The organism is Nostoc sp. PCC 9305 (assembly GCF_963920915.1).
Taxonomy (GTDB): domain Bacteria; phylum Cyanobacteriota; class Cyanobacteriia; order Cyanobacteriales; family Nostocaceae; genus Nostoc.
In genome coordinates, this window is record NZ_CAWUDN010000047.1 from 33,889 (window position 1) to 57,736 (window position 23,848).

11 protein-coding genes are annotated in these 23,848 nt (G+C 43.1%); 9 read left to right on the forward strand and 2 right to left on the reverse strand.

The window, feature by feature from the left end:
• Nucleotides 1-446 precede the first annotated feature (446 nt).
• The 6 genes from ACM0OX_RS18650 to ACM0OX_RS18675 all read left to right on the forward strand — a co-directional run bounded on the left by ACM0OX_RS18650 (nucleotide 447) and on the right by ACM0OX_RS18675 (nucleotide 16,458).
• Nucleotides 447-9,083 (forward strand): SDR family NAD(P)-dependent oxidoreductase, encoded by an 8,637-nt coding sequence (locus ACM0OX_RS18650; protein ID WP_414516550.1) that lies wholly within the window; start codon nucleotides 447-449, stop codon nucleotides 9,081-9,083.
• Nucleotides 9,084-9,272: 189 nt separating this feature from the next.
• Nucleotides 9,273-10,337: a TauD/TfdA family dioxygenase gene (locus ACM0OX_RS18655; RefSeq protein ID WP_414516551.1), complete on the forward strand. Its 1,065-nt coding sequence runs from the start codon at nucleotides 9,273-9,275 to the stop codon at nucleotides 10,335-10,337.
• A 517-nt stretch (nucleotides 10,338-10,854) separates the two neighbouring features.
• Nucleotides 10,855-11,919 (forward strand): TauD/TfdA family dioxygenase, encoded by a 1,065-nt coding sequence (locus ACM0OX_RS18660; RefSeq protein WP_414516552.1) that lies wholly within the window; start codon nucleotides 10,855-10,857, stop codon nucleotides 11,917-11,919.
• Between the two features lie 147 nt (nucleotides 11,920-12,066).
• Nucleotides 12,067-13,263: an ABC exporter membrane fusion protein gene (locus tag ACM0OX_RS18665; RefSeq protein ID WP_414516553.1), complete on the forward strand. Its 1,197-nt coding sequence runs from the start codon at nucleotides 12,067-12,069 to the stop codon at nucleotides 13,261-13,263.
• A gap of 42 nt (nucleotides 13,264-13,305) precedes the next feature.
• Nucleotides 13,306-14,484: an ABC transporter permease DevC gene (gene devC / locus ACM0OX_RS18670; protein ID WP_414516554.1), complete on the forward strand. Its 1,179-nt coding sequence runs from the start codon at nucleotides 13,306-13,308 to the stop codon at nucleotides 14,482-14,484.
• Between the two features lie 651 nt (nucleotides 14,485-15,135).
• Entirely contained in the window at nucleotides 15,136-16,458 is a 1,323-nt protein-coding gene (locus ACM0OX_RS18675) for a hypothetical protein (RefSeq protein ID WP_414516555.1), read from the forward strand.
• A gap of 15 nt (nucleotides 16,459-16,473) precedes the next feature.
• On the opposite strand, the gene ACM0OX_RS18680 is transcribed toward ACM0OX_RS18675, so the two are convergent.
• Nucleotides 16,474-17,391: a lysylphosphatidylglycerol synthase domain-containing protein gene (locus tag ACM0OX_RS18680; protein WP_414516556.1), complete on the reverse strand. Its 918-nt coding sequence runs from the start codon at nucleotides 17,389-17,391 to the stop codon at nucleotides 16,474-16,476.
• Between the two features lie 333 nt (nucleotides 17,392-17,724).
• Here ACM0OX_RS18680 and ACM0OX_RS18685 point away from each other — a divergent pair, with 333 nt between their 5' ends.
• Nucleotides 17,725-18,324 (forward strand): hypothetical protein, encoded by a 600-nt coding sequence (locus ACM0OX_RS18685; protein ID WP_414516557.1) that lies wholly within the window; start codon nucleotides 17,725-17,727, stop codon nucleotides 18,322-18,324.
• 298 nt (nucleotides 18,325-18,622) lie between these two features.
• Here ACM0OX_RS18685 and ACM0OX_RS18690 read toward each other — a convergent pair whose 3' ends face one another.
• Entirely contained in the window at nucleotides 18,623-18,877 is a 255-nt protein-coding gene (locus ACM0OX_RS18690; RefSeq protein ID WP_414516558.1) for a hypothetical protein, read from the reverse strand.
• A gap of 250 nt (nucleotides 18,878-19,127) precedes the next feature.
• On the opposite strand from ACM0OX_RS18690, the gene ACM0OX_RS18695 reads away from it, so the two are divergent.
• Together ACM0OX_RS18695 and ACM0OX_RS18700 are read left to right on the forward strand one after the other, a co-directional pair.
• Nucleotides 19,128-20,663 (forward strand): AAA-like domain-containing protein, encoded by a 1,536-nt coding sequence (locus ACM0OX_RS18695; protein ID WP_414516559.1) that lies wholly within the window; start codon nucleotides 19,128-19,130, stop codon nucleotides 20,661-20,663.
• Nucleotides 20,656-23,848, forward strand: a 3,193-nt coding sequence (locus tag ACM0OX_RS18700; RefSeq protein WP_414516560.1) for an AAA-like domain-containing protein, incomplete at its 3' end; no start/stop codon positions are given. The genes ACM0OX_RS18695 and ACM0OX_RS18700, both read left to right, overlap by 8 nt.

Genomic DNA, 23,848 nt, shown 5'->3' on the forward strand with positions numbered 1-23,848 from the left:
TGTAAGTTGATGCTTATTAGATAATGAATATCCAATTATACAAGTCATCTCCAATTTGCTTCTTTCTAATTCGCAATTGCAGATGTAAACTATAAAGCAACTTAATTTAGAAAATATATAGTGGGCTGCTCAACAAAATAATTAAGTAATTTTATTAACTGTCATTGCATATTTTTAAAACAAATCACAGCATTAATTTAGTCGAAATAGCAACGATGATATCTATTAATAAAGTACATTGTCAAACATTGTTTCTTAATTTTATCTGAATAACTTCGTTTTGAATGTGATTTTGTAAATTGGCGTTCGCATAACACGCAAATATAAATTTGTTTATCACATCGATGCCCGTTCTTACGAATATGGGTGAGATGCACAATGAGGACAGTTCATCACTTAATTATGCAACGCCAGAATGAAATTATTATTTTAAGAATAAATCTATTATGACTCAGAATGTGCAATCTTTTAAGCCGCAAACTTCAAAAGAAACTACCGACTTTGAAAGTGCAGACAGTGGTAAGATAACAGAACCTATAGCCATTATCGGTATAGGCTGCCGTTTTCCAGGCAGTGCTAATAGTCCAGAAGCTTTCTGGAAACTGCTGGCTTCGGGCGTGGATGCTATTACCGAAGTGCCAGAGTCACGCTGGAATGTAAATAAATTTTATGACCCAGATATAACAAAACCAGGCAAAATGCGAACCCGCTGGGGCGGCTTTGTAGATAATATAGACGAGTTTGATGCCCAATTTTTCGGGATTTTTCGGCGAGAAGCCTCACGCATGGACCCGCAGCAACGATTGACGCTGGAGGTAGCCTGGGAGGCGCTGGAAGACGCAGGGCTGATCGGCGATCGCCTTAGTGACTCGAAGACAGGGGTGTTTATTGGAATATCAACTAGCGATTATCTGAACATCCAAGGGTGCGATCGCGACTCCATTAACGCTTACACAAGCTTAGGCAACGTTCACTGTATCACGGCTAACCGCATTTCCTACATATTGAACCTCAAAGGGCCAAGTATGACTGTTGACACAGCCTGCTCTTCGTCGCTGGTTGCAGTTCATCTTGCCTGTCAAAGTATCTGGAATGGAGAGTCTGTGCTAGGAATAGCAGGAGGCGTGAATGCGATACTCGGACCAGCAGTAAGCATAGGATTTTCTAAGGCATCAATGCTTTCTCCTGATGGGCGTTGCTTTACCTTTGATGCGCGAGCTAATGGTTATGTCCGCGCCGAAGGAGCTGGTATTGTTGTCTTGAAGCCTTTATCTCAAGCGCAAGCAGATCAAGACCCAATTTATGCGGTGATTCTCAGCAGTGTAGTTAACCAAGACGGTCAAACCAAGGGGATCGCAGTTCCTAACGGACAGTCCCAAGAAGCAGCACTCCAAGAAGCTTGCCGTCTAGCGGGGATATCGCCAGAACAGATACAGTATGTTGAAGCTCACGGCACAGGCACACCAGTAGGCGATCCGATAGAAGCGATCGCTTTAGGAAACGTACTGGGTAAAAATCGGACTCCGGGAGACTATTGTACTGTTGGTTCAGTTAAAACCAACATTGGACATTTGGAAATAGCATCGGGAATTGCAGGTTTAATTAAAACAGCCCTAGCAATTAAGCATTGCCAGATTCCGCCACATCTGCATTTTCAGACACCGAATCCTAAAATCCCTTTTGAGAAATTGGGGTTACGGATGCCTACCACCCTTGAGCCTTGGCCAAACGAAAATGGGCCGCGCATCGCCGGCGTGAATTCCTTTGGATTTGGGGGAACGAATGCCCACGTTCTTTTATCAGGATTAGCAACGGATGCTGTAACCCGCATTTCTCACATTGAGGGGCAGAGGGGCAGAGGGGCAGAGGGGCAGAGGGGCAGAGGGGAAAGAACAAGGCACATTGAACTCTCCTCTGCTCCCCTGCTCCCCTGCTCCCCTGCTCCCCTGCTCCCCTGCTCTCCTGCTCAAGAGCAAAAGACTTTGAGAGATGTGGTGAGAAATCCGGGTGTAACAGATATACCCAATTCAGAGTGGGGTTATCTTGGTCTGCTATTGCCCCTATCGGCAAAAAGTCCAGAAGCTCTTGTGGCTGTTGCACAAGTAACCCATGACTTTTTAACAACTGTCGATTCGAGTTCTGATATTTCATTATGGGACATCTGCTACACTGCCAGTAATCGCCGAGATCATCACGATCATCGGTTGGCCTTGGTTGCGAATTCCTTGGAAGGACTGGTAGAAAATCTGGAAGCATTTCTGGCGGGAGAAAACCGTCCAGGTCTCTCTTCTGGTTATCTAGCTCCAAGATTTGAACCCAAACTGGCTTTTGTTTTTTCCGGTATGGGAGCCCAGTGGTGGGCAATGGGACGTGAGTTGTTGGAGTCAGAACCGGTATTCCGAGAGGTCATAGAACAGTGCGATGAATTGTTGCAGCAATATACTGATTGGTCATTGTTGTCAGAACTCTTAGCATCAGAAGAGACGAGCCGCATCAACTCTACCCAAATCGCTCAGTGTTCCATCTTTGCCATACAAATTGCTTTAGCTGCTTTGTGGCGTTCCTGGGGCATTACGCCCCAAGCGATCGTAGGTCACAGTGTTGGCGAAGTTGCAGCCGCCCACGTTGCTGGAGTTCTAAGTCTAGAAGATGCCGTGCGGGTGATTTTCCACCGCAGCCGCACTCAAGCCAAGGCATCTGGGAAAGGGACAATGCTAGCTGTTGGGCTGTCTCAAGAGAAAGCCGAGCGGGTATTAGCAGAATTAGGATACCAGAGTTGTGTTTGTATTGCAGTGGTTAACAGTCCCAGTGCCGTCACCTTGGCTGGGGATAGCGCCGCTTTGTCAGAAATTGCCAAATCTTTGGAGCAAAAACAAATTTTCTGCCGATTCCTGCAAGTTGAGGTGCCTTATCACAGTCCCCTCATGGAGCCATTAAAGCCAGAGTTAGCACAATCATTGCAAGAAATCAAGCCCCAAACAGCCACAATTCCCTTGTTCTCTACCGTTACGAGCAAGCAGGTAGACGGTTCAGAGTTGGATGGCATCTACTGGGGTCTAAACATGAGGGGGCCAGTGCTTTTTGCAGGGGCGATCGCTTCCCTGATTCAAGCAGGTTACAATACCTTTGTCGAAATCAGCGCTCATCCAGTTCTCGCTAATTCCATCTCTGAATGTCAAGATTTAGCTGGGATATCTGGAAAAGTGCTGCAAAGTCTGCGGCGCTTTGAACCAGAACGCCCCACAATGCTCTCGTCATTTGGCAAACTCTACACTCTCGGATACCCAGTTGATTGGTACAAGCTATATCCGCAAGGCCGTTTCGTGCGCCTGCCTTCTTATCCCTGGCAGCGAGAGCGCTATTGGAACGAGTCTGAAGAAACGATGGGAGTACGGATTGGAACAATTCCTGACCGCTTAATGTTGGGACAACAAGTCCACCCCCTTTTAGGAAGCCGTCTCAAATCAAGTCAACCGATATGGGATACAGAGATTGACAAGCATCGCCTCAGTTATCTTGATGACCATCGTGTTCAAGGAACTGTGGTTTATCCTGCCGCAGCTTATGTCGAAATGGCTTTGGCTGCTGGGAAAGAAATCTTCCCAGAGGGAGCTTATATTGTAGAGGAAATTGAATTTCAAAAAGCTCTCTTCCTACCAAAAAGTGGGGTGTCAAGACTTCAGTTAAGTCTGGAGTCAAACCAAACATCCTTCGAGATTAACAGCAATGTCAAAGGTAGCCAATCAGAGTGGGTTCGACACGCCACAGGTAAGCTAACTCGCGTTGAAAATGGCTTTGTCTCTAAGCAGGTTGTGTTGGATGAAATTAAGAGTCGTTGTCCCAACGAAATTTTCAAAAGCGATCTATACCGACAATTCCAGGAAATAAAACTCGAATATGGCCCTTGTTTTCAAGGAATTGAGCAGCTTTGGAATGGCGAAGGTGAAGCGTTGGCTCGAATTCAGGTGAGTAATGCTTTGCAGACAGAAGTCGAGGAATACCAGTTACACCCGGCTATGCTTGATGCTTGTTTTCAGGTGTCCTTCGCCACTGTTTGTATTCAAGTGACTTACCTACCAGTACAGATAGACCAAGTGAAAGTTTATGGTCGTCCAGGGCTGCAAATGTGGAGCTATGCCCGCCTAGTTGAGCAAAGCGCCACCCGTCTCAAAGGAGATATCCTACTAATCGATGATGCAGGAAATGTACTAGTAGAATTTATCGGATTAGTCTGCCAGTCTGTGGAGAGTAAGCAGGAAAGTTTAGAAAAAGCAGATTACTTCTACGAATACCAATGGGAGATGAAGGCACGTCCTAATCAAGAGTTAGTTCGCCCCACCCCTGATTATCTGCTAGAGCCAATGCAAATCGCTCAGAAACTCCAATCTCAAGCAGCTCAATTGAGCGTGCAATTAGGAAGGAAGCAGTACTACGAGCAGGTAAAGCCACAAATGGATGGTTTATGTGCTGTTTACATTCTCAAAGCTTTCGAGCAACTTGGGTGGAAGCCGAAATTCCATACTTGTATAAGCGCGGAAACTCTTGCAGAACATTTAGGTGTGGTGTCCCAGCATCGGCAACTTTTGGGTCGATTATTAGAAATACTGGCTGAAGAAGGCGTGCTGCGTCGAGTAGATGACCAGTGGGAGGTTTGCCGTCTACCAGAAATGAAGCAACCTATTGAGGTTTGGAAAGCACTTTTAGCGAAATTTCCTGCTTATCAAGCGGAACTGACGTTGTTAGGGCGGTGCGGTCAAAAGTTAGCTTCGGTATTGATTGGGGAAGTCGAACCGCTACAATTGATTTTCCCTGAAAGTTCTGTGACAACATCTGAGCATCTGTACCAAGATTCACCTAGTTATCGGATCTATAACCTGCTGGTTGAGAAAGCGATCGCTATGGCGCTGGAACGTTTACCAGAAGGACGAACAGTGCGGATTTTAGAAATTGGCGCAGGTACAGGTTCGCTGACATCCTATGTTCTTCCAAAGCTTTCACGACATCGAACAGAATATGTATTTACTGACATTACCCCACAGTTGACAATCTCTGCCGAGCAGAAGTTTCACGATTATCCCTTCGTTAAGTACCAAGTTTTGGATATTGAGGCGGATATAATCGCCCAAGGATTCCAGCCGCATTCATTCGATCTGATTCTAGTATCAGACGCACTGCACGCGACTCGTGACCTTCGTCAAACCCTGGAAAATGTCAAACAGCTTCTCGCTTCTGGAGGGTTGCTGGTTTTACTCGAACTGACAGCCGATGACTATTGGCAGGATTTAGTATTTGGATTGCTCAACAGCTGGTGGTCATTTACTGATGTCCAACTGCGGCGATCGCATCCTTTGCTTTCTGAGGCTCAGTGGCAAGATTTGCTAAAAGATGTCGGGTTTGCGGAAGTTGCTAGCATTGCAGATACAGATAAGTCTCTCCAAACCGTTATTCTGGCTACTAGTCCAAAGCTTAAACAAGAAGTTCAGCCCTCATCAGTGATTCCTCTAAAGCCTGAAAATTCAGGAACTTGGTTAATTTTTGCTGACAATTCTGGAGTCGGGCAACAGCTAGCAGAACAACTCAAACAACACCAACAAATCCCGATTCTGATAGAGCCTGGAAGTGACTTCAAGCGCCTTGATGCAGATAGCTTCCAAATTCGCCCGGAATACGCAGAAGATATGCAGCTACTCCTAGAAGCTGTTGATGCAAATCAGCCTGCCTGTCGTGGCGTAGTTTATCTGTGGAGTCTAGACACACCTCCAAGTGAGAAAATGACAGCAGCTACCCTAGAATCAACTTTAACAAACAGCTGTTTGGGCGGACTGCATTTGCTTGGGGCGTTGGCTAAAGTCAATTGGCCGGATTCTCTCCGTCTATTTTTGGTGACGAACTCTACCCAGACAGTAGGAGGTTTAAAATCCCTCTCGGTTGCCCAATCTCCTTTGTGGGGTTTGGGTCGAGTCATTAACAATGAACATCCCAATCTTCGCTGCACTCGCGTGGATTTGAGTCCTGTTATTGCCCCAGAGGAGATTCAGTCTCTCATAGAAGAGTTGCTGGCAGACGATAAAGAAGATGAAATCGCCTTGCGGGGTAAGCAGCGCTATGTAAATCGGTTAATCCGGTTATCGCCAGCAGATTTGATTCAAAAATCAAAATCTCTGGCACAAAATCGAGAACCCTTCCGTTTGGAAATCTCTGCACCAGGAGTCTTAGATAACTTGCAACTGCGGGCGATGGCGCTCTCAAAACCGGGGACGGGAGAGGTGGAAATTCAGGTTTGCGCCACAGGTTTGAACTTCAAGGATGTTGCCAAGACAATAAATTTGTTAAATGATGCTAGTTTGGAGGGGACTTTCTCCGGGCGATCGCTTGGTATAGAATGTACCGGAATCATTACCGCCATTGGCTCTGACGTTGAAGGGTTTAAGATCGGTGATGAAGTTATTGCTTGTGCGCCTCACAGCTTTAGTACGCATACAACGACAGATGCCCGTGCTGTAGTGCATAAGCCGACGCATCTTAGTTTTGAAGAAGCCGCCACAATCCCTGTGACTTTTCTGACTGCTTACTACGCCTTGCACTATTTGGGGCGGCTCTGTAAGGGCGAACGGGTTCTCATCCATGCAGCAGCAGGTGGTGTGGGTCTTGCTGCCATCCAAATTGCCCAGACAGTGGGTGCAGAGATTTTTGCGACGGCAGGTAGTCCAGAAAAACGGGAATTTTTGCGATCGCTTGGCGTAGAACATGTAATGGATTCTCGCTCCACCGCCTTTGCCTCCCAGGTGATGGAAATCACTGGCGGTAAAGGTGTAGATATTGTCCTCAACTCTTTGGCAGGAGAGGCTATCCCTAAGAGCCTCTCTGTGCTGGGAGCTTATGGACGTTTTATAGAAATCGGCAAGCGCGATATCGAGCAGAACAATAAACTGGGTCTGCGACCTTTTCAAAATAATTTGTCCTTCTTTGCGGTAGATTTGGACAAACTGTTACGCGATCGCCCTGATTTTGCTGGCTCCTTATTCCGTGAAGTCATAGAATATTTTGAGGCAAAAACCTTTCATCCGCTTCCCCACAGAGTCTTCCCAATATCCAGGGTAGTAAGCGCCTTCCGCTACATGGCGCAAGCCAAGCACATCGGCAAGATTGTCATATCGTTGCAAGAGCCAGATGTAACGGTAGCTCCCTCATCTCAAGCAACAGTCACTTTTCACCCAGACGCAACTTACTTAATTACTGGTGGACTAGGTGGGTTTGGTTTAGCAGTGGCTCAGTGGTTGGTGAAAGGGGGGGCGCGGCACTTAGTGCTGATGGGTCGTAGTGGTGCTGACTCCTCAGCAGCAAAGGAAGCGGTAAAAACATTGGAGTCAGCAGATGTTCGTGTGGTAGTAGCGAAAGCAGACGTGTCACACGAAGAGGAAGTGAAGAGTGTTCTGGCAAACATTAGCCAGTCTATGCCGCCGTTGCGAGGAATTATTCATGCAGCAATGGTTCTGGACGATGCTCTCCTGCTCGATCTCAACCAGGAACGTTTAGCAAAAGCGATCGCACCCAAGGCTATGGGAGCTTGGAACTTGCACACCCATACCTTGAACGCAACCTTAGATTTCTTCGTGTCATTTTCCTCCTTTAGTTCCATTATTGGAAATGCCGGACAGGGGAATTATGTAGCCGCTAATACTTTTCTTGATACCCTGGCACATCACCGCCGCGCTTTAGGACTGCCAGCCTTGACCGTCAACTGGGGTGCGATTGCTGATGTTGGTTATGTCGCTGATAACACTGTAATCGGTCAGTATTTAGACCAGATGGGAATGAAAGGTTTGCGATCGCACCAAGCACTACAGATATTAGGACAATTACTCCGTGTTGAGGCAGTGCAGACAGGAATAACACCTTTTAACTGGCAGCGGTTGAGCGAGATTTACCCAGCCGGCGCATCAGCGCGATTTTCTCAGCTAGTCAACGAAGCAGCTCTTCTACCAAAGGCGGACAGGCGCAACAGCAAAGGAGATTTGCTCTTAGACGACCTGATGACAGCCCAACCAACAGAGCGCTTGCAAATTTTGGAATCTCACCTGCGAGAACTCGTAGCTCTGGTATTGGGAACTTCTCCTGCTAAATTGGATAGTCAAAAACCGCTGACAAATCTGGGACTTGACTCCTTAATGGGAGTAGAACTGAGTAACCGAATTGAGAGCGTTTTGGGTGTGAGTGTACCCACAATGAAACTAGTGCAGGGCCCTAGTATTTCGCAACTAGCAGCAGAGCTAGTTGACCAACTGATGGGAACTTCCCAGACAGAATTACCTTCTTCAGTTACCGCAGTTTCAAGTGATTGGCTCGTTTTCCCCGAACCAAATCCAGATGCCCGCTTGCGTCTGTTCTGCTTCCCATACCTTGGGGGGAGTACCTCAGAATTTCTTCCTTGGTCAGATTGCTTACCCTCAAGTGTAGAAGTTTGTGCCGTTAAGCTTCCCGGAAGTAAAGACTTTTTGGGCAAACAGTCATTCGACGAGCTAACCTCTGTTGTCAAAATCTTGGTAGAAGTTCTGGTTCCTTATCTAGACAAACCATTCGCTTTCTATGGTCACAGTCTAGGAGCATTGGTCAGCTTTGAACTCGCCCGTCAGTTGCGCCGCGAAAATAGTAAAACTCCTGCTCACTTGTTCGTTGGTGCTTCACAAGCTCCTCAGATACCCTATTTACATCCTTCTGTTGAGAAGCTCCCTGAATTTGAGTCAGTCAAAGGAGTATCTATCAACGATTTACCCCAACTGTATCGTGACAATACAGAACTGTTGGAATTGTTACCACTGATTTTAAAAGAAGTAACTTTGTTGGCTGAAAAATACAGCTATATAGAGGAAGAGCCACTAAATTGTCCTATTTCTGTGTTTGGAGGAATGCAAGACAACGTGATAACTGAAGATTTACTTTCGGCTTGGCACGAACAAACTCGCAGCAAGTTTCAGCTGCAAATGTTAAGCGGCAATCATTTATTTTTGCACAGATCTCAACAGCTGCTTTTACAAGCAATATCTGAGGAGATATCATCACTTCTTTCTTTGTCAATTAGTTGACACAAGACTCTTTCTAAAAAGAGTTATAGGAGAACATTACACTAGTAAAAAAAGGCAGGTGGTAGAAAAAATATTGGTTTTAAAATCAGCTTTTTACCTTTTTTCAACTTTCCAACTAAGTAGAGCGGCGTGAATAATTCAAGGTTTGTAGTAATAAAAGATTACCTTGTAAAAACCACAAATATACACATGACAAGCATTACTGTTCCATTCCAACTAGATTTTGAAGAGATTGGCAAGGATTTCTTAAATAAAGATGCTGTCAGTAAAATCAACTCAAGATTTGCAGAGCATGGAGCCGTTTTACTGCGAGGTTTTCCATTAAAAACTGCTGAAGATTTTGCAGATGTTGCAGCACAGCTGGTCACTACGCCAACGGATTACATGGGTGGTACTATAGCTCGCGAACCAATAAAAGGCTTAGTATACAATTCAAGTGAATTTCCTCCAGCAATCACCTTTCCTATTCACAACGAAATGGGATATACCGATAACCCTCCTGAGCGCATACTTTTTTTCTGTTTAGAAAAAGCAGAGGTAGGGGGACAGACACCAATCTGTGACTGTCGGGGTGTTTTGAAACGGCTACCAAATCAACTTGTGGATGCCATACGTACTCACGGCGTTCGCTATATCCGACGCTTACCAAAAGAAAGTGGAAGTTACTTAAAAGGTTGGAGTCAAGCTTTCAAAACTGAAGATACCCGTATTGCCGAAGAAAGGTGCAAGGCAATGAATTTTAACTGTACTTGGGAAGGCGATATCATGGTGATTACTAACACTGTAGAAGGTATTCGTCGCCATCCACACACAGGGGAAGAACTTTGGGTTAATCAAATTTCTAGCTATCACTCTTCAAGACATGAACACTCACTGCGGATTACACCACAGGAATTTCTTGGTGATATAGTAGCATCTGTCAATTCAGATAAAATGGAAGCATCTCCAATTCTTAGGTTTATAGCGAGAACTTCTAGTCCATTAGTAATAAAATTAGGGAACAAGATACTTCCATTACTTTTATTTTTCCAAAAGTGGTACACTCCCGGTAATATCCATTGGAATTGTACTCTTGGCAATGGTACTCCTTTTACACGCAAGGATATTGAAGCAATATGGGATGCTGTCATCGCTGAAACTATTGTGTTCAACTGGCAGCAAGGAGATGTTTTGTTTCTTGATAACTTCCGATTTGGACATGGACGCAAGCCGTTTCGAGGTAAGCGGAAAGTTCTTGTCAGTTTAGGTTCTTAAGTCATGGGGTAATGGGTAGTATTAGCAATAATGGTTTTTGGAACTGGTAGAAAATTTCTGCCAGACTGGGTTAATTCCTTTTCTTAGAGGTTGTTTGAAAAGTAGTTAGCTGTGATTTTAGGCACTTATTGATCCCCCCTAACCCCCCTTAAAAAGGCTACGGTGTACACACATCTTTGTGTAAAACCAAAATCGTTGAAGATCCCCCTAAATCCCCCTTAAAAAGGGGGACTTTGACTCTGGTTCCCCCCTTTTTTAAGGGGGGTTAGGGGGGATCTAAACGCTGTGAGGCAACTCTCAAAGACTTGTGTATACACCGTAGCTTAAAAAGGGGGGAACTGGAATTAAAGTCCCCCTTCTTAAGGGGAGCCAGTGCGGTCTTGGGGGTTTCCCCCATGAGCAACTGGCGTGGATTTAGGGGGATTTAGAACGTTTTTTTACCGAGAAGAGGACTTTTCAAACAACCTCTTAAATCTTTGGAATAAAAGATTACCTTGTAAAAACCACCAATATAGACATGACAACCACTAATATTCCATTTCAACTAAATTTTGAAGAGATTGGCGAGGATTTCTTAAACAAAGATGCTGTCAATCAAATCAACTCAAGATTTGCAGAGCATGGAGCGGTTTTACTGCGGGGTTTTCCGTTGAAAACTGCTGAAGATTTTGCAGATGTCGCAGCACATTTAATCACTACCCCAAGGGATCATATAGGTAGCTTTGTAGTTCGCAAGCCAGTGAAAGACTTAGTATACACTGCAAGTGAATACCCTCCAGCAGTCAGCCTTCCTATTCACAATGAAGCTGCGTCCTCTCATAAGTCTCCTGAACGAATACTTTTTTTCTGTTTAGAAAAAGCAGAGGTAGGGGGACAAACACTAATCTGCGACTGTCGGCGTGTTTTGCAACGCCTCCCAAATCAACTTGTGGATACCATACGTACTCACGGTGTTCGCTATATCCGACGCATACCAAAAGAAAGTAATGATTACTTAAGAGGTTGGATTGAAACTTTTGAAACTGAAAATCCTAGTATTGCCGAAGAAAGATGCAAGGCAGGGGGTTGGAACTGTACTTGGGAAGGCGATATCATGGTGATGATTAGCAACGTAGAGGGTATTCGTCGCCATCCACACACACGGGAAGAGGTTTGGTTTAATCTAATTACTAGCTTTCACTCCTTAAGAAATGAACACATAATACGCATTACACCACTGGAATTTTTGGGTGATTTAGTATTATCTGTTAAGTCAGAGAAAAGGAGAGGATCTTCAATCCTTAAGCTTATAGTTGGAGCTTCTAGCCCATTACTACTAAGATTAAGCAGCAAGATGCTCCCAGTACTTCTATTTTTGGAAAAGTTATATAGTGCTGGGAAGATTTCTATAGATTGTACCCTTGGCAATGGTACTCCTTTTACACGCAAGGATATTGAAGCAATATGGGATGCTGTCATCGCTGAAACTATTGTGTTCAACTGGCAGCAAGGAGATGTTTTGTTTCTTGATAACTTCCGATTTGGACATGGACGCTGGCCGTTTCGAGGTAAGCGGCAACTTCTTGTCAGTTTCGGTTCTTAAGTCATGGGGTAATGGGTAATGTTCGGAGTAATAGGTTGTGTTGAAAAAAACTAGGACTAGTTGGTGTTATTTTGAGGATTAATGCTTATAGATACATATATAAGGGCGATCGCAGCCACATTAGCGTAGTAAGATTAGGATGAAAATATGGCAGCAGACAAAGAAAGCCGATTACTTGAAAAATCTTCAGGTCGATGGCGAATAATTTCGGCAGCTTTTATCGCATTAGCCATAGGACTCTCATCTGTCTACGTTTTTTCACAATATCGGTCTAATATTCAGACTCACCCATTAAAATCCGATAAAGCAGCTCCTGTCATAGTTGCGATTACTGCCCTGGGACATCTAGAGCCTCAAGGCGAAGTGACTCAATTATCTGCCCCCAGTTCACTCTCAGGTAACAGAGTAGAAAAACTGCTGGTAAAAGAAGGAAGCAGAGTTCGGGCAGGGCAAATAGTGGCATTCCTCCAAGATTATGCTAAAGCGACAGCGGCACTGCAACAGGCACAAGACAAAGTTAAAGTTGCTAGAGCTAAACTAGCGCAGGTTAAAGCCGGAGCAAAATCGGCAGACATTGAGGCTCAAAAAGCAGTAGTGACCCGTTTAGAAACTCAATTAAAAGGAGAAGTTACCACTCAACAAGCAACAATTGCCCGCTTACAAGCTCAATTCAACAACGCTCAAACCGAGAATAATCGTTATCAGCAGTTATATACAGAAGGTGCTATTTCAGCTTCTATTGCAGATAGCAAGCATTTAGAACTTCAGACAGTACAACAACAACTAACAGAAGCTAAAGAAAACTTAAACAAGAGTATGAATACTCTTAACGACCAGATAAAAGAAGCAAAAGCCAGATTGGTAAGTCTTAGCGAAGTGCGTGATGTAGATGTTCAGGTGGCACAAGCCGAAGTCGAAAGTGCCATGACTGCAATTACACAAGCAAAAGTAGAACGAGATTTAACTTATGTTAAATCTCCTATAAATGGAAGAATTTTAAAAGTTCATACCAAAACAGGAGAAACGATTGGCAATTCAGGAATTGTTGATATAGGTGAAACGTCTCACATGTATGTTGTGGCGGAAGTTTATCAAACTGATATCAAAAAAGTGCGTGTAGGTCAAAAAGCCAGCATCAGCAGTACTACATTTACTGGAAAATTACGGGGAGTAGTGAGCGAGATTGGTTTACAAGTTAGCAAACAGAGTGTTTTAAGTCTTAATCCAGGGGTAGACACAGACCGGAGAGTAATTGAGGTGAAAATCCGCATAGATAATCCAGAGGACAATCAACAGGTTGCAAGTTTAACCAACTTACAAGTAGATGTAGCCATTCAAATATAATTGCCATCCTCAGGTTAGTTAAAATAATTACAACCGGGATTTATGAATTTTAAAATTCCTTTAGCTTGGCTACAACTAGCCCAAAACAAAGTTCGCTTTTTAGCAGCTGTGGCTGGCATTACTTTTATTGTAATTTTGATGTTTACACAACTTGGTTTCCAAGATGCTCTTTATTCAAGTGCTATCCGTGTACATCATAGTCTCCAAGGAGATTTATTTTTAGTTAGTTCTCAATATAAATCCTTGACTTCCAATCAAAGCTTTTCTCGTACTCGTTTATATCAAGCTTTAGGATTTAATGGTGTCAAGTCAATCAGTCCGATGTATTTGGGTTTTGCTAAATTTAAGAATCCAGTAAACGGGGAAAAATACTCTATTTATCTGATTGGTGTTGAACCAGGGAGAATAGCTCTTAATTTACCAGAACTTGAGAGTAATTTAGATAAAATTAAAATTCCTGATGTGGTACTATTTGACCAAAAATCTCGACCAGAATTTGGCCCAGTTGCTGAAAAATTTCAATCAGAAAATACTGAGCAAATAGTCGAAATATTTGCTTTTAACGCAGTTAAAGGTTATCGAGTTAAAATCGGTGGTTTATTCAGCTTGGGGCCTTCTTTTGGAGTAGATGGTAATTTAATTGTCAGTGACTCAACTTTCCTCAGAATATTTCAAAATAACCGAACTTCAGAAATGATCGATGTAGGTGTGATAATTCTGGATTCTGGTGTCGAGCCACAAAAAGTTTTGACCAATCTACGAAACAATTTAGGTAATGATGTCTTAATATTTACCAAACAAGAGTTTCAAAACTTTGAGAAAAAGTATTGGGCTACAAGAACACCTATTGGTTTTATATTTAACATTATGCTCGTAATGTGTTTTATTATTGGTATAGTCATTGTCTATCAAATTCTTTATAGTAATATTTCAACTCAAATAACTGCCTATGCTACTTTAAAAGCTATTGGATATACTAATAAATATTTACTAAATGTAGTATTTAAACAGGCTTTAATATTAGCATTATTGGGTTACATTCCAGGTTTTATTATTTCTTCATGTATCTACAGCTTCATAGCAAAAAGTACCAATTTACCAATGATAATGAGGTTCAATAATATATTAATTATTTTAATCTCAACAATTTTAATGTCTACAGTTTCCGGACTGTTAGCTATGAATAAACTACGCTCGGCAGATCCAGCAGATATTTTTTAGTTAAGGAAAATTTAGTTCTCTATCTTTCTCAATGTAGAAGTTCTTAAATACTGATATTGAAAAACCTAAGCGAAGCGATGAACAACACTCAAGTGCTCGAAGCTGCGGCGATAATCCTGGGGAGTGAACCGACACCACAAGCGATGATCTGAAATGGCATGGGATCAAATGCACCTAACCCCTCCAGATCGGCTACTACAGAAGCTCCAACTTCAACCGTACTCGGTAAGTTGGGGTAGTTTACTACATCAACATCTTCTTGTGCAAAATTGTCCTCACTGTCATCGCCAGTACTTTGGTTAGACTGGTAATCCAGTTTAGGCTATTGTTCACCGGCAAAGTTATGCTTCCAGGTGCGGCAAAGTTATGGGTAAAGTCACATCGATAGAAGGTATGGGCGGGTTGTATCTAAATCTATAGATAAACCCACTCATATTATGTATGGTCTTTTCTGGTTATAAATAAGTAATTTCACTGAACTATTTGATGAAGTATTAAACAATTTATCTTTAATACTTTATTTATAGTCCTATTTAATCAAATTTATGTAAAAAGATGACTGAATTTCTGAAGAATAGATTGATGCTCCTGTTCACCAAGGTTAAGCTGGTAATAATATGAACAGGAAGCCTTTTTGTCCTGATAACTGAAATGACCGCTAATCGTTTATCGATTACTCAGGAAAATCCCCATTGTGCTACGTCTAACTCTAGTCAACTAGATGTGCAAACTGCCCAAGAAGAGGTTTATAGCTTCTTTGTGGAAATTGTCAAGAAATTGCCACCAGAGGATGTTTTACGTGAATTCAAAGGTTTATTTATAGACGGTCTTGATTCCGAATATTCCGATTACATACCTGGAATATATAGTGTTTTTTTAGATGACCATGAACAAGAATTATATAATACACTTAAGCGGTGCTGCTACATCATAGTTAATAATTGGAAAACTAATCGAAAAGACAAATATATCCAAAACTTAGTGAATTTATTTGTTCATGAAAATCTGAAAATTAAGGATAATAATCCTCCAGTAGTAAAAACTTGTAAAATCTGGTTAGAGAATTTTGCCAATAGCAAAGATTACAAGGATCTGAAATTATTTGCTACTAAGTACGAAGAATCATCTAAAGGTCATTGGGCTAATCGCTACACTTCCTATTTATTGATCGATCAATCTGTTAATAATAAAAACCCTAAAGAGCAACAAGAGGCTGCTAGGAGGCTTTCTAAACAGATAAAAGAGAAATTTAAGTTTGAACTCGCAATGTATATTGCTCGTTCTCAATCTGCCGTCTCAAGCACAACACGCTATAAAAATCCTAGTATTTTAGGAGACCAAGCTCTGCGCTTAATAAAAGCAATTGTGTTAAAAAGAGGCGTATTTAGTCATGATAATATTGCCCATATATTTATTAAGCAGACTGAAAATCAAACTCTGAAAGAATTTAAAATAAACCTAGAAAAATATCTATTTCTTTCTGTAGAAAACCAAAAATCAGTCGAGACTTGGCGGCAGCAGTTTGCACATAGTTTATCCTTATGGAAGACGGATCATAATCAAGAAATTATCACTAAAGAATTTTTCTTGAGAACCTGTAATCGAGTGATTGATTACTTTACAACAGAAAATGCTAAAGAGCCTTCACAATTATTTATCTTATTAATTAATCAAGGTCATGCTCTAACTTTGGTAATTATGTTATTAAAGATTATTTTGATTTGTAGAAATTCCCGGAGACATTTGGAAACTCGGATTGCTCATCTGATTCGTTTTTACGAAAACTATTCCGAAGAGGAATGCAAAGGGGTAATAAATTTTATCGAGATTTTTAATATCACGTTCGCTATTTATGCAGAAAATGTAGAATATAACTTGATTAAGATGGAAGAAGAAGAGCCAAGCAGTAATCAGCAATTAAATCTGGATAGTTATCGTGTGTTTTCACAGATGAAAGTAGATAGACAAAAATGAGTTTTTCCTGATTCATTATTTTGCAAGGCGTTCATCTAACCAAGCAAGAGCAGCACCCACAGTTTCAGCTAGAATACTAATGAGGCGATATAGAGCGATCGCACTAAATACTAAGGCAGCTGGAAAGTGGTGTCGTAAAAGTTCATACGCAGTCGCTTCAAACACACCTAATCCCCCAGGCGCACCCGGTATAACGAATCCCAACAACCAAGCGCAACTAAAAGCCCCTAATAACAAAGGAATTTGATTCGCATTCAACGAACCCAAGGCAAACATAGTTAGTATAAATCCAGTGGCGCGTAGTCCCATAAAGCCCACTTCTCCTAACAAAGGGCGTAAAGGGTAACTTTTAACACTGAAGGGAACAATTGGTTCAGTGGTAGCAGCAGACTTTTTTGCTTTTAATTTATACAAAAAACGAATAACCGGGTTCAAAAACCAGGGATGAATCGCACCAAGGACTACAGCTAAACTGAGAAATTGTAGTACTTGTATAATAAGGGTGGTATTCGCTGCTGCAAACTGGCTACTACATAGGACAATGATGATTAAAGCAGCCGCTAGCATAAGTAGGGGTTCTAGTAAAACGCTTAAGGTGGCTGCACCAGTAGGAATATTGGCATTTTTGGCGGCGATAATTCGCCCATAGTGATGCCAGATATTACCTGGTAAATATTTAGCGATGTTCGTTTTTAGGTAAACTTGGATGAATTGGGGAGATGATACAGGTTGATTTAACTCTTGAAGAATCCAAGTCCAGATCCAGCCTGCCCAAGTATGAGCTAGTAAAGTTACCCCTGTAGCGATCGCCATAATTGCCCATCCTACCCCATCAATATGGATAGCAGTTACTTCAATCCAATTATCCTTCAGAGCTTTTCCTAAAAAAAACAGCGTCCCTCCCAAAATTATCCAGCGTAAAAATTGCTTCATGAATTTAGTCATTTAATGGTGTAGCAACAAAGGCTAAATACTCAAATATTGTGGGACATCAGCTATATATCCAAAGCTTTTGAAGTATCAAACAGGTTGATGTAGCTCTTTTCCAACAACCATATTATTTTAGTTTATATCTCCCTAGAGTTAGATAAAATTATTCCTTTTGTACTAGTTAAAATGTGACTTGCGCTAGAGGCAAAACTTATTTAATTATTAATATGATTAATGGAAGTTATTATTTTTCTGAATGCTTGGGATACAAAAGTAATTCCAAATGCCATCTTGGTTGAAATTTAACTAATCACAAAAATGCAAGGAGTTAGAACTATGAAAAAAGCAATGACTTGGCTGAAAAATATTCGTCCTTTGAAAGTTTTAACTGTTTTTTTAGCAGGGATATTCCTATTTTTGACTCAGGCTTGTGGTGCTCCAGGAGTAGCAGCACAACCACCACAGCCTGGTTATCAAGCACCTAATGTCGAGCGTTCTGATTCCACTAAAGATTATCCTCTAAATTCTCCTGCTGGTGGGATGAATAACTTCAGTGATGTAGATCCTAGAGCGATAGATGAAAAGGCAGCTAATGACAGAGCTAAGGCGCTAGTAAAAAATGCTCAAAAAAATATCGATCAGAAGGGAGTTGACAGTCGAGAGCAATATGGCAGGAATTTTCAGCAAGGGACACCCCTTGGTGAAAGAGTAAAAAACCTGGGTGAAGATATCGGCAGTTCCGCTGATGAATTGCGCGAAGGTCTTGTAAAGGGGACTCAGCGAGGAATTGAAAATATCAAGGGTAATACCCAGAATGCTACCGAAGACGTGACAAAAAATGTGAAGCGTGGGGCTGAAGATGCTGGTAAAAATGTCAAGCGCACAGCTGAAGATGCAGGCGATGCAGTGAAGGGAGCAGTCAGAAACGTTGATTGAAATTAGTCTTTTAATCTGTTGCAAAAATATCAAAGCGTCCACAGATTTATAGTCTGGCGCTAGCAAACAAAGCCTGTCTACGCAGGCTTTGTTTGCGTTTGAGATGGGGTTTAATTCCCTTGAATTCTATTCATAGATATCTCTACAAATTAAATATGCGTTATCCAGAACCTTTGTAGAGACGTAGCAGTGCTACGTCTCTACATTATTTTTATAAGCTCAACCACATCTAGCTTGCATATCTAAAATTTATATAACTCTTGTGGGGTGGGCATCTTGCCCGCCGTAATTATGCAATTTAAATGTGGAACAGCTTATCGTTATCTCTAATAAGTCTTTGAACTTCATTAATGAGCCTTTGAACTCCATTAATGAGCCTTTGAACTCCATTAATGAGCCTTTGAACTCCATTAATGAGTCTTTGCACTCCATTAATGAGGCTTTGAACTCCATTAATGAGTCTTTGCACTCCATTAATGAGGCTTTGAACTCCATTAATGAGTCTTTGCACTCCATTAACGAGTCTTTGCACTCCATTAACGAGTCTTTGCACTCCATTAACGAGTCTTTTAGCTGCGTGAACGATTTTTTTGTGCAGTCGGTAATTGCCTGCAACTGCGCTGTAGTAGAGTGTAACTAATTGATAGCGCTGTGAATAAAATCCTAATTTGTTCAGCTAATCTTCAAAATAGGCAAAAATCGCCCTTGGATGACGAAGTACAGAATTATCCAACTTCTGTACAAGATTGACTCGCAACTAGAAAAGCTTTTCCACTCAAAAAGCTGAAGGAAGACAAATAGTAATGTTAAACTCACAGACTAAACGCATCTTCATCAGCTACAAGCGTAATGCTAGCCCCGATGAACCGGTAGCGCTACAAGTCTTCCAGGCGCTATCGCAGCAGCACAAAGTTTTTATCGACCAAACCATGTCTGTCGGCACACGCTGGGCTGAATGTATTGAAGCAGAAATCCGCCAAGCTGATTTTCTGATTACTTTTCTTTCAGCCTTGTCAACCAGCAGCGAGATGGTGGTGGCAGAAATAGAGACAGCACACCACTTGGCAAAATCACAATCAGGACGCCCGATAATTCTCCCGGTGCGTCTGGCGTATCAAGAACCGTTCTTGTATCCCTTGAGTGCTTACTTAAATGGGATTAATTGGGCGTTCTGGAAAGATGCAGAAGATACGCCACGCCTGATTGCAGAGTTGTTGCAAGCTGTCTCTGGCGGTGCATTGGCTATCAGTGAAGAAAAATCGAAAGCAGATTTACTCCAGAAGAGTCAGCCATCACCCCTACCCCATCCCTTTCCTTCAGCACAGCCCGTCTCGCTGGAAATGCCGGAAGGAACAATGGAATCGCAATCTGCTTTTTACGTGGAACGCTCATCTGATGCACTTACCTTGCAGACTATTGAGCGGCAGGGTGTGACAATTACAATTAAAGGCCCCCGGCAAATGGGCAAAAGTTCGCTGTTAATCCGCACAATTCATACTGCTGTGAATGCAGGTAAGCGGGTTGCTTTGCTGGATTTCCAATTGTTTGATAAAGCCGCCTTAACTAATGCTGACCTTTTCTTTCGCCAGTTCTGTACTTGGTTAACCGATGAACTGGAAATGACAGATAAAGTTGATGAGTATTGGAATATGCCTTTGGGCAATAGTCAGCGTTGCACTCGCTATGTCGGCCGCTATTTGCTGAAGGAGTTTGGCAACCCCATTGTTTTAGCGATGGATGAAGTTGAAAGGGTCTTTGATACAGATTTTCGCTCTGATTTCTTTGGAATGCTGCGAAGCTGGCACAATAGCCGCGCCACCACTCCCATCTGGAAGCAATTGGATTTAGCGCTGGTTACTTCCACCGAACCCTACCAGCTAATTGATAATCTCAACCAATCCCCCTTTAATGTTGGGCTAGTAATTGATTTGGAAGATTTTACAGCAGCACAGGTTGCTGATTTAAACCGCCGTCATGGTTCACCCTTCAACGCCAGCGAAGAAAAGCAATTAATAGCGTTGCTCGGTGGACATCCTTATTTAGTAAGGCTTGCACTTTACTCAGTTGCTAGCGATCGCCTCTATCCTACCGAATTATTTGCCAATGCGATCGCAGATAATGGCCCCTTTGGCAATCATTTGCGTAACCACCTCTTCCGGTTGCATAACAAACAGGAGTTGGTTCAGGGTATGTTCCAAATAATTCACCAGAACACCTGTGTAGATGAGCGCATGTTTTTTCGCTTGCGGGGTGCAGGTTTAGTGCGCCGGGAAGGGCGTGTAGTGTTTCCCCGTTGTCAACTTTACACTGATTATTTCCGGGAGCATCTGCGTGGCTAATCCAAACATTTACACTGTTGGCGGGACTGTGCAAGCTGGCGGTGGCATTTACATTCCCCGCCAAGCTGATAAGGAATTGCTCGGTTTATGTCGGTCGGCAACTTTCGCTTATGTGCTAACGCCGCGCCAAATGGGCAAGTCTAGCCTGATGGTACGCACGGCAGAAACATTAAGAGAGGAGGGGATTAGCTCAGTAATTGTTGACCTCCAAAAATTGGGGGAAAATGTCACAGCCGAACAGTGGTATTTAGGCTTTTTGGTCGAACTGGAAGACCAACTTATGTTTGATACAAATGTGGTGAGTTGGTGGCAAGAACACAAACATCTGGGAGTATCGCAACGGCTGACACAGTTTTTTGAGAAGGTTTTGCTGGCTGAGGTTGAGGGGCAAGTTGTGATTTTTGTCGATGAAATTGACTCTACCCTCAGCCTGGATTTTACGGATGATTTTTTTATCGCCATTCGTTATCTCTATGTTGCTCGTGCGACTAATCCTGAATTTGAGCAGCTTTCTTTTGTCTTAATGGGCGTAGCGACTCCCGGCGATTTAATCCGCGATGCCAAGCGCACACCTTTTAATATTGGACAGCGTGTAGATTTAACTGATTTTACCTTTGAGGAAGCTTTACCTCTAGCTGACGGATTGCAATTACCCAGCAATGAAGCCAACCAGGTATTACGCCAGGTGTTGAAGTGGACAGGCGGACACCCATATTTAACGCAGCGTCTCTGTGGTGCCTTGTTAGCAAAGAGCCACGGATTTGTAGAGACGCGATTCATCGCGTCTTTGGAGAATAGGTATATAGACAAAATAGTTAACAGCACATTTTTTGGCGCAATGAGTGAGCAAGACAATAACTTGCAGTTTGTCCGCGATATGCTCACCAAACGCTCACCAGACCCGGAGGTTTTGACGATTTACCGCCAGATTCGCTGGGGTAAGCGGGCGATTGTGGATGAGGAACAGTCTTTAGCTAAATCTCACTTGAAGCTATCGGGGGTGGTGCGGCGGGAAAATAATGTTTTGCGGGTGCGGAATGAAATCTATCGGCAAGTGTTTGATTACAAATGGATTAATAAACATTTGCCCTTTAACTTGCGGGATAGGTGGGAACAGTTTAAACCTGCACTACCTTATGTGGCGGCGGTACTGCTAGTATTTTCACTTTTAATGACGGGAGTGGCTGTGTATGTGAATGACCAACGTCTGATTGTCCAAGATGCCCGCGATAGAGAAGAACAACAGCGTCTAGAAGCAGAAACTCAACGCAATAACGCAACTCAAGAAGCTAAAAAAGTGCGAACACAGCAGAAAAAAGCAGAGGAACAGCGCCAGGAGGCAGAAAAGCAAAGGCGCATTGCTAATCAGCAAAGTGAAAGAGCTAAAAGAGAAGAGAAGCAAGCAAAGTCTGCACAACAATTAGCTGAAGAAAGGGGAAAAAAGTTAGCAAACGCGCTTGATAAAACAAAAACTGCTGAACAATTAGCTAAGGACAGACAGGTAGAGGCTGAAAAGCAACGAGATTTTGCAAAGGTAAAAGAACAGGAAGTAACTGCCGCTAAAGCAGATGCGGATAAAAGTCGGATAAATACCGAAATTCTCGCCCAAAGCTTAAAATCACAAAACCTGATGGCAGCAAATTTAGAACTTGATGCTTTGGTAGAAGGCTTGAGGGTAGGTAAACAACTCAAAACATTAAATAAAAATGTAGAACCAGATACCCGCGTTTTGGCCGTAGCCACACTCCAGCAAGTAATTTATGGAGTCAAAGAACGTAACAGACTAGAAGATCATAGCAGTAGGGTTTCTAGCGTGGCATTTAGCCCTGACGGTGAAACCATTGCCTCTGCAAGTGATGACAAGACGGTGAAGTTGTGGAACCGCAACGGGCAATTCTTACAAACTCTCCAAGGTCATAGCAGTTCGGTTTTGGGCGTGGCATTTAGCCCCGACGGTGAAACCATTGCCTCTGCCAGTGATGACAAGACGGTGAAGTTGTGGAATCTCAACGGGCAACTCTTACAAACTCTTCAAGGTCATAGCAGTTCGATTTTGGGCGTGGCATTTAGCCCCGACGGTGAAACTATTGCCTCTGCCAGTGGTGATAAGACGGTGAAACTGTGGAATCGCAACGGGCAACTCTTACAAACTCTCCAAGGTGATAGCGATTCATTTAGGGACGTGGCATTTAGCCCCGACGGTAAAACCATTGCCTCTGCCAGTGATGACAACACGGTGAAACTATGGAATCGCAACGGGCAACTCTTACAAACTCTCCAAGGTAATAGCGATTCGGATAGGGACGTGGGTTCCGACGGTCAAATTATTACCTATTCAGTTAGGGACGTGGCATTTAGCCCCGACGGTGAAACCATTGCCTCTGCCAGTGATGACAACACGGTTAAGCTGTGGAATCGCAACGGGCAACTCTTACAAACTCTCCAAGGTCATAGCGATTCGGTTTTGGGCGTGGCATTTAGCCCCGACGGTGAAACCATTGCCTCTGCCAGTGCTGACAAGACGGTGAAGTTGTGGAATCGCAACGGGCAACTCTTACAAACTCTCCAAGGTCATAGCGATTGGGTTTGGAGCGTGGCATTTAGCCCCGACGGTGAAACCATTGCCTCTGCCAGTGATGACAACACGGTTAAGCTGTGGAATCGCAACGGGCAACTCTTACAAACTCTCCAAGGTCATAGCGATTCGGTTTTGGGCGTGGCATTTAGCCCCGACGGTGAAACCATTGCCTCTGCCAGTGCTGACAAGACGGTGAAGTTGTGGAATCGCAACGGGCAACTCTTACAAACTCTCCAAGTGAGCAGCAATGCGGCTAATAGCGTGGCATTTAGCCCCGACGGTGAAACCATTGCCTCTGCCAGTTGGGATAACATGGTGAAGTTGTGGAATCGCAACGGGCAACTCTTACAAACTCTCCAAGGTCATGGCGATTCACTTAGGGACGTGGCATTTAGCCTCGACGGTAAAACCATTGCCTCTGCCAGTGCTGACAAGACGGTAAAGCTGTGGAATCGCAACGGGCAACTCTTACAAACTCTCCAAGGTCATAGCAGTTCGATTTTGGGCGTGGCATTTAGCCCCGACGGTGAAACCATTGCCTCTGCCAGTGCTGACAAGACGGTGAAGTTGTGGAATCGCAACGGGCAACTCTTACAAACTCTCCAAG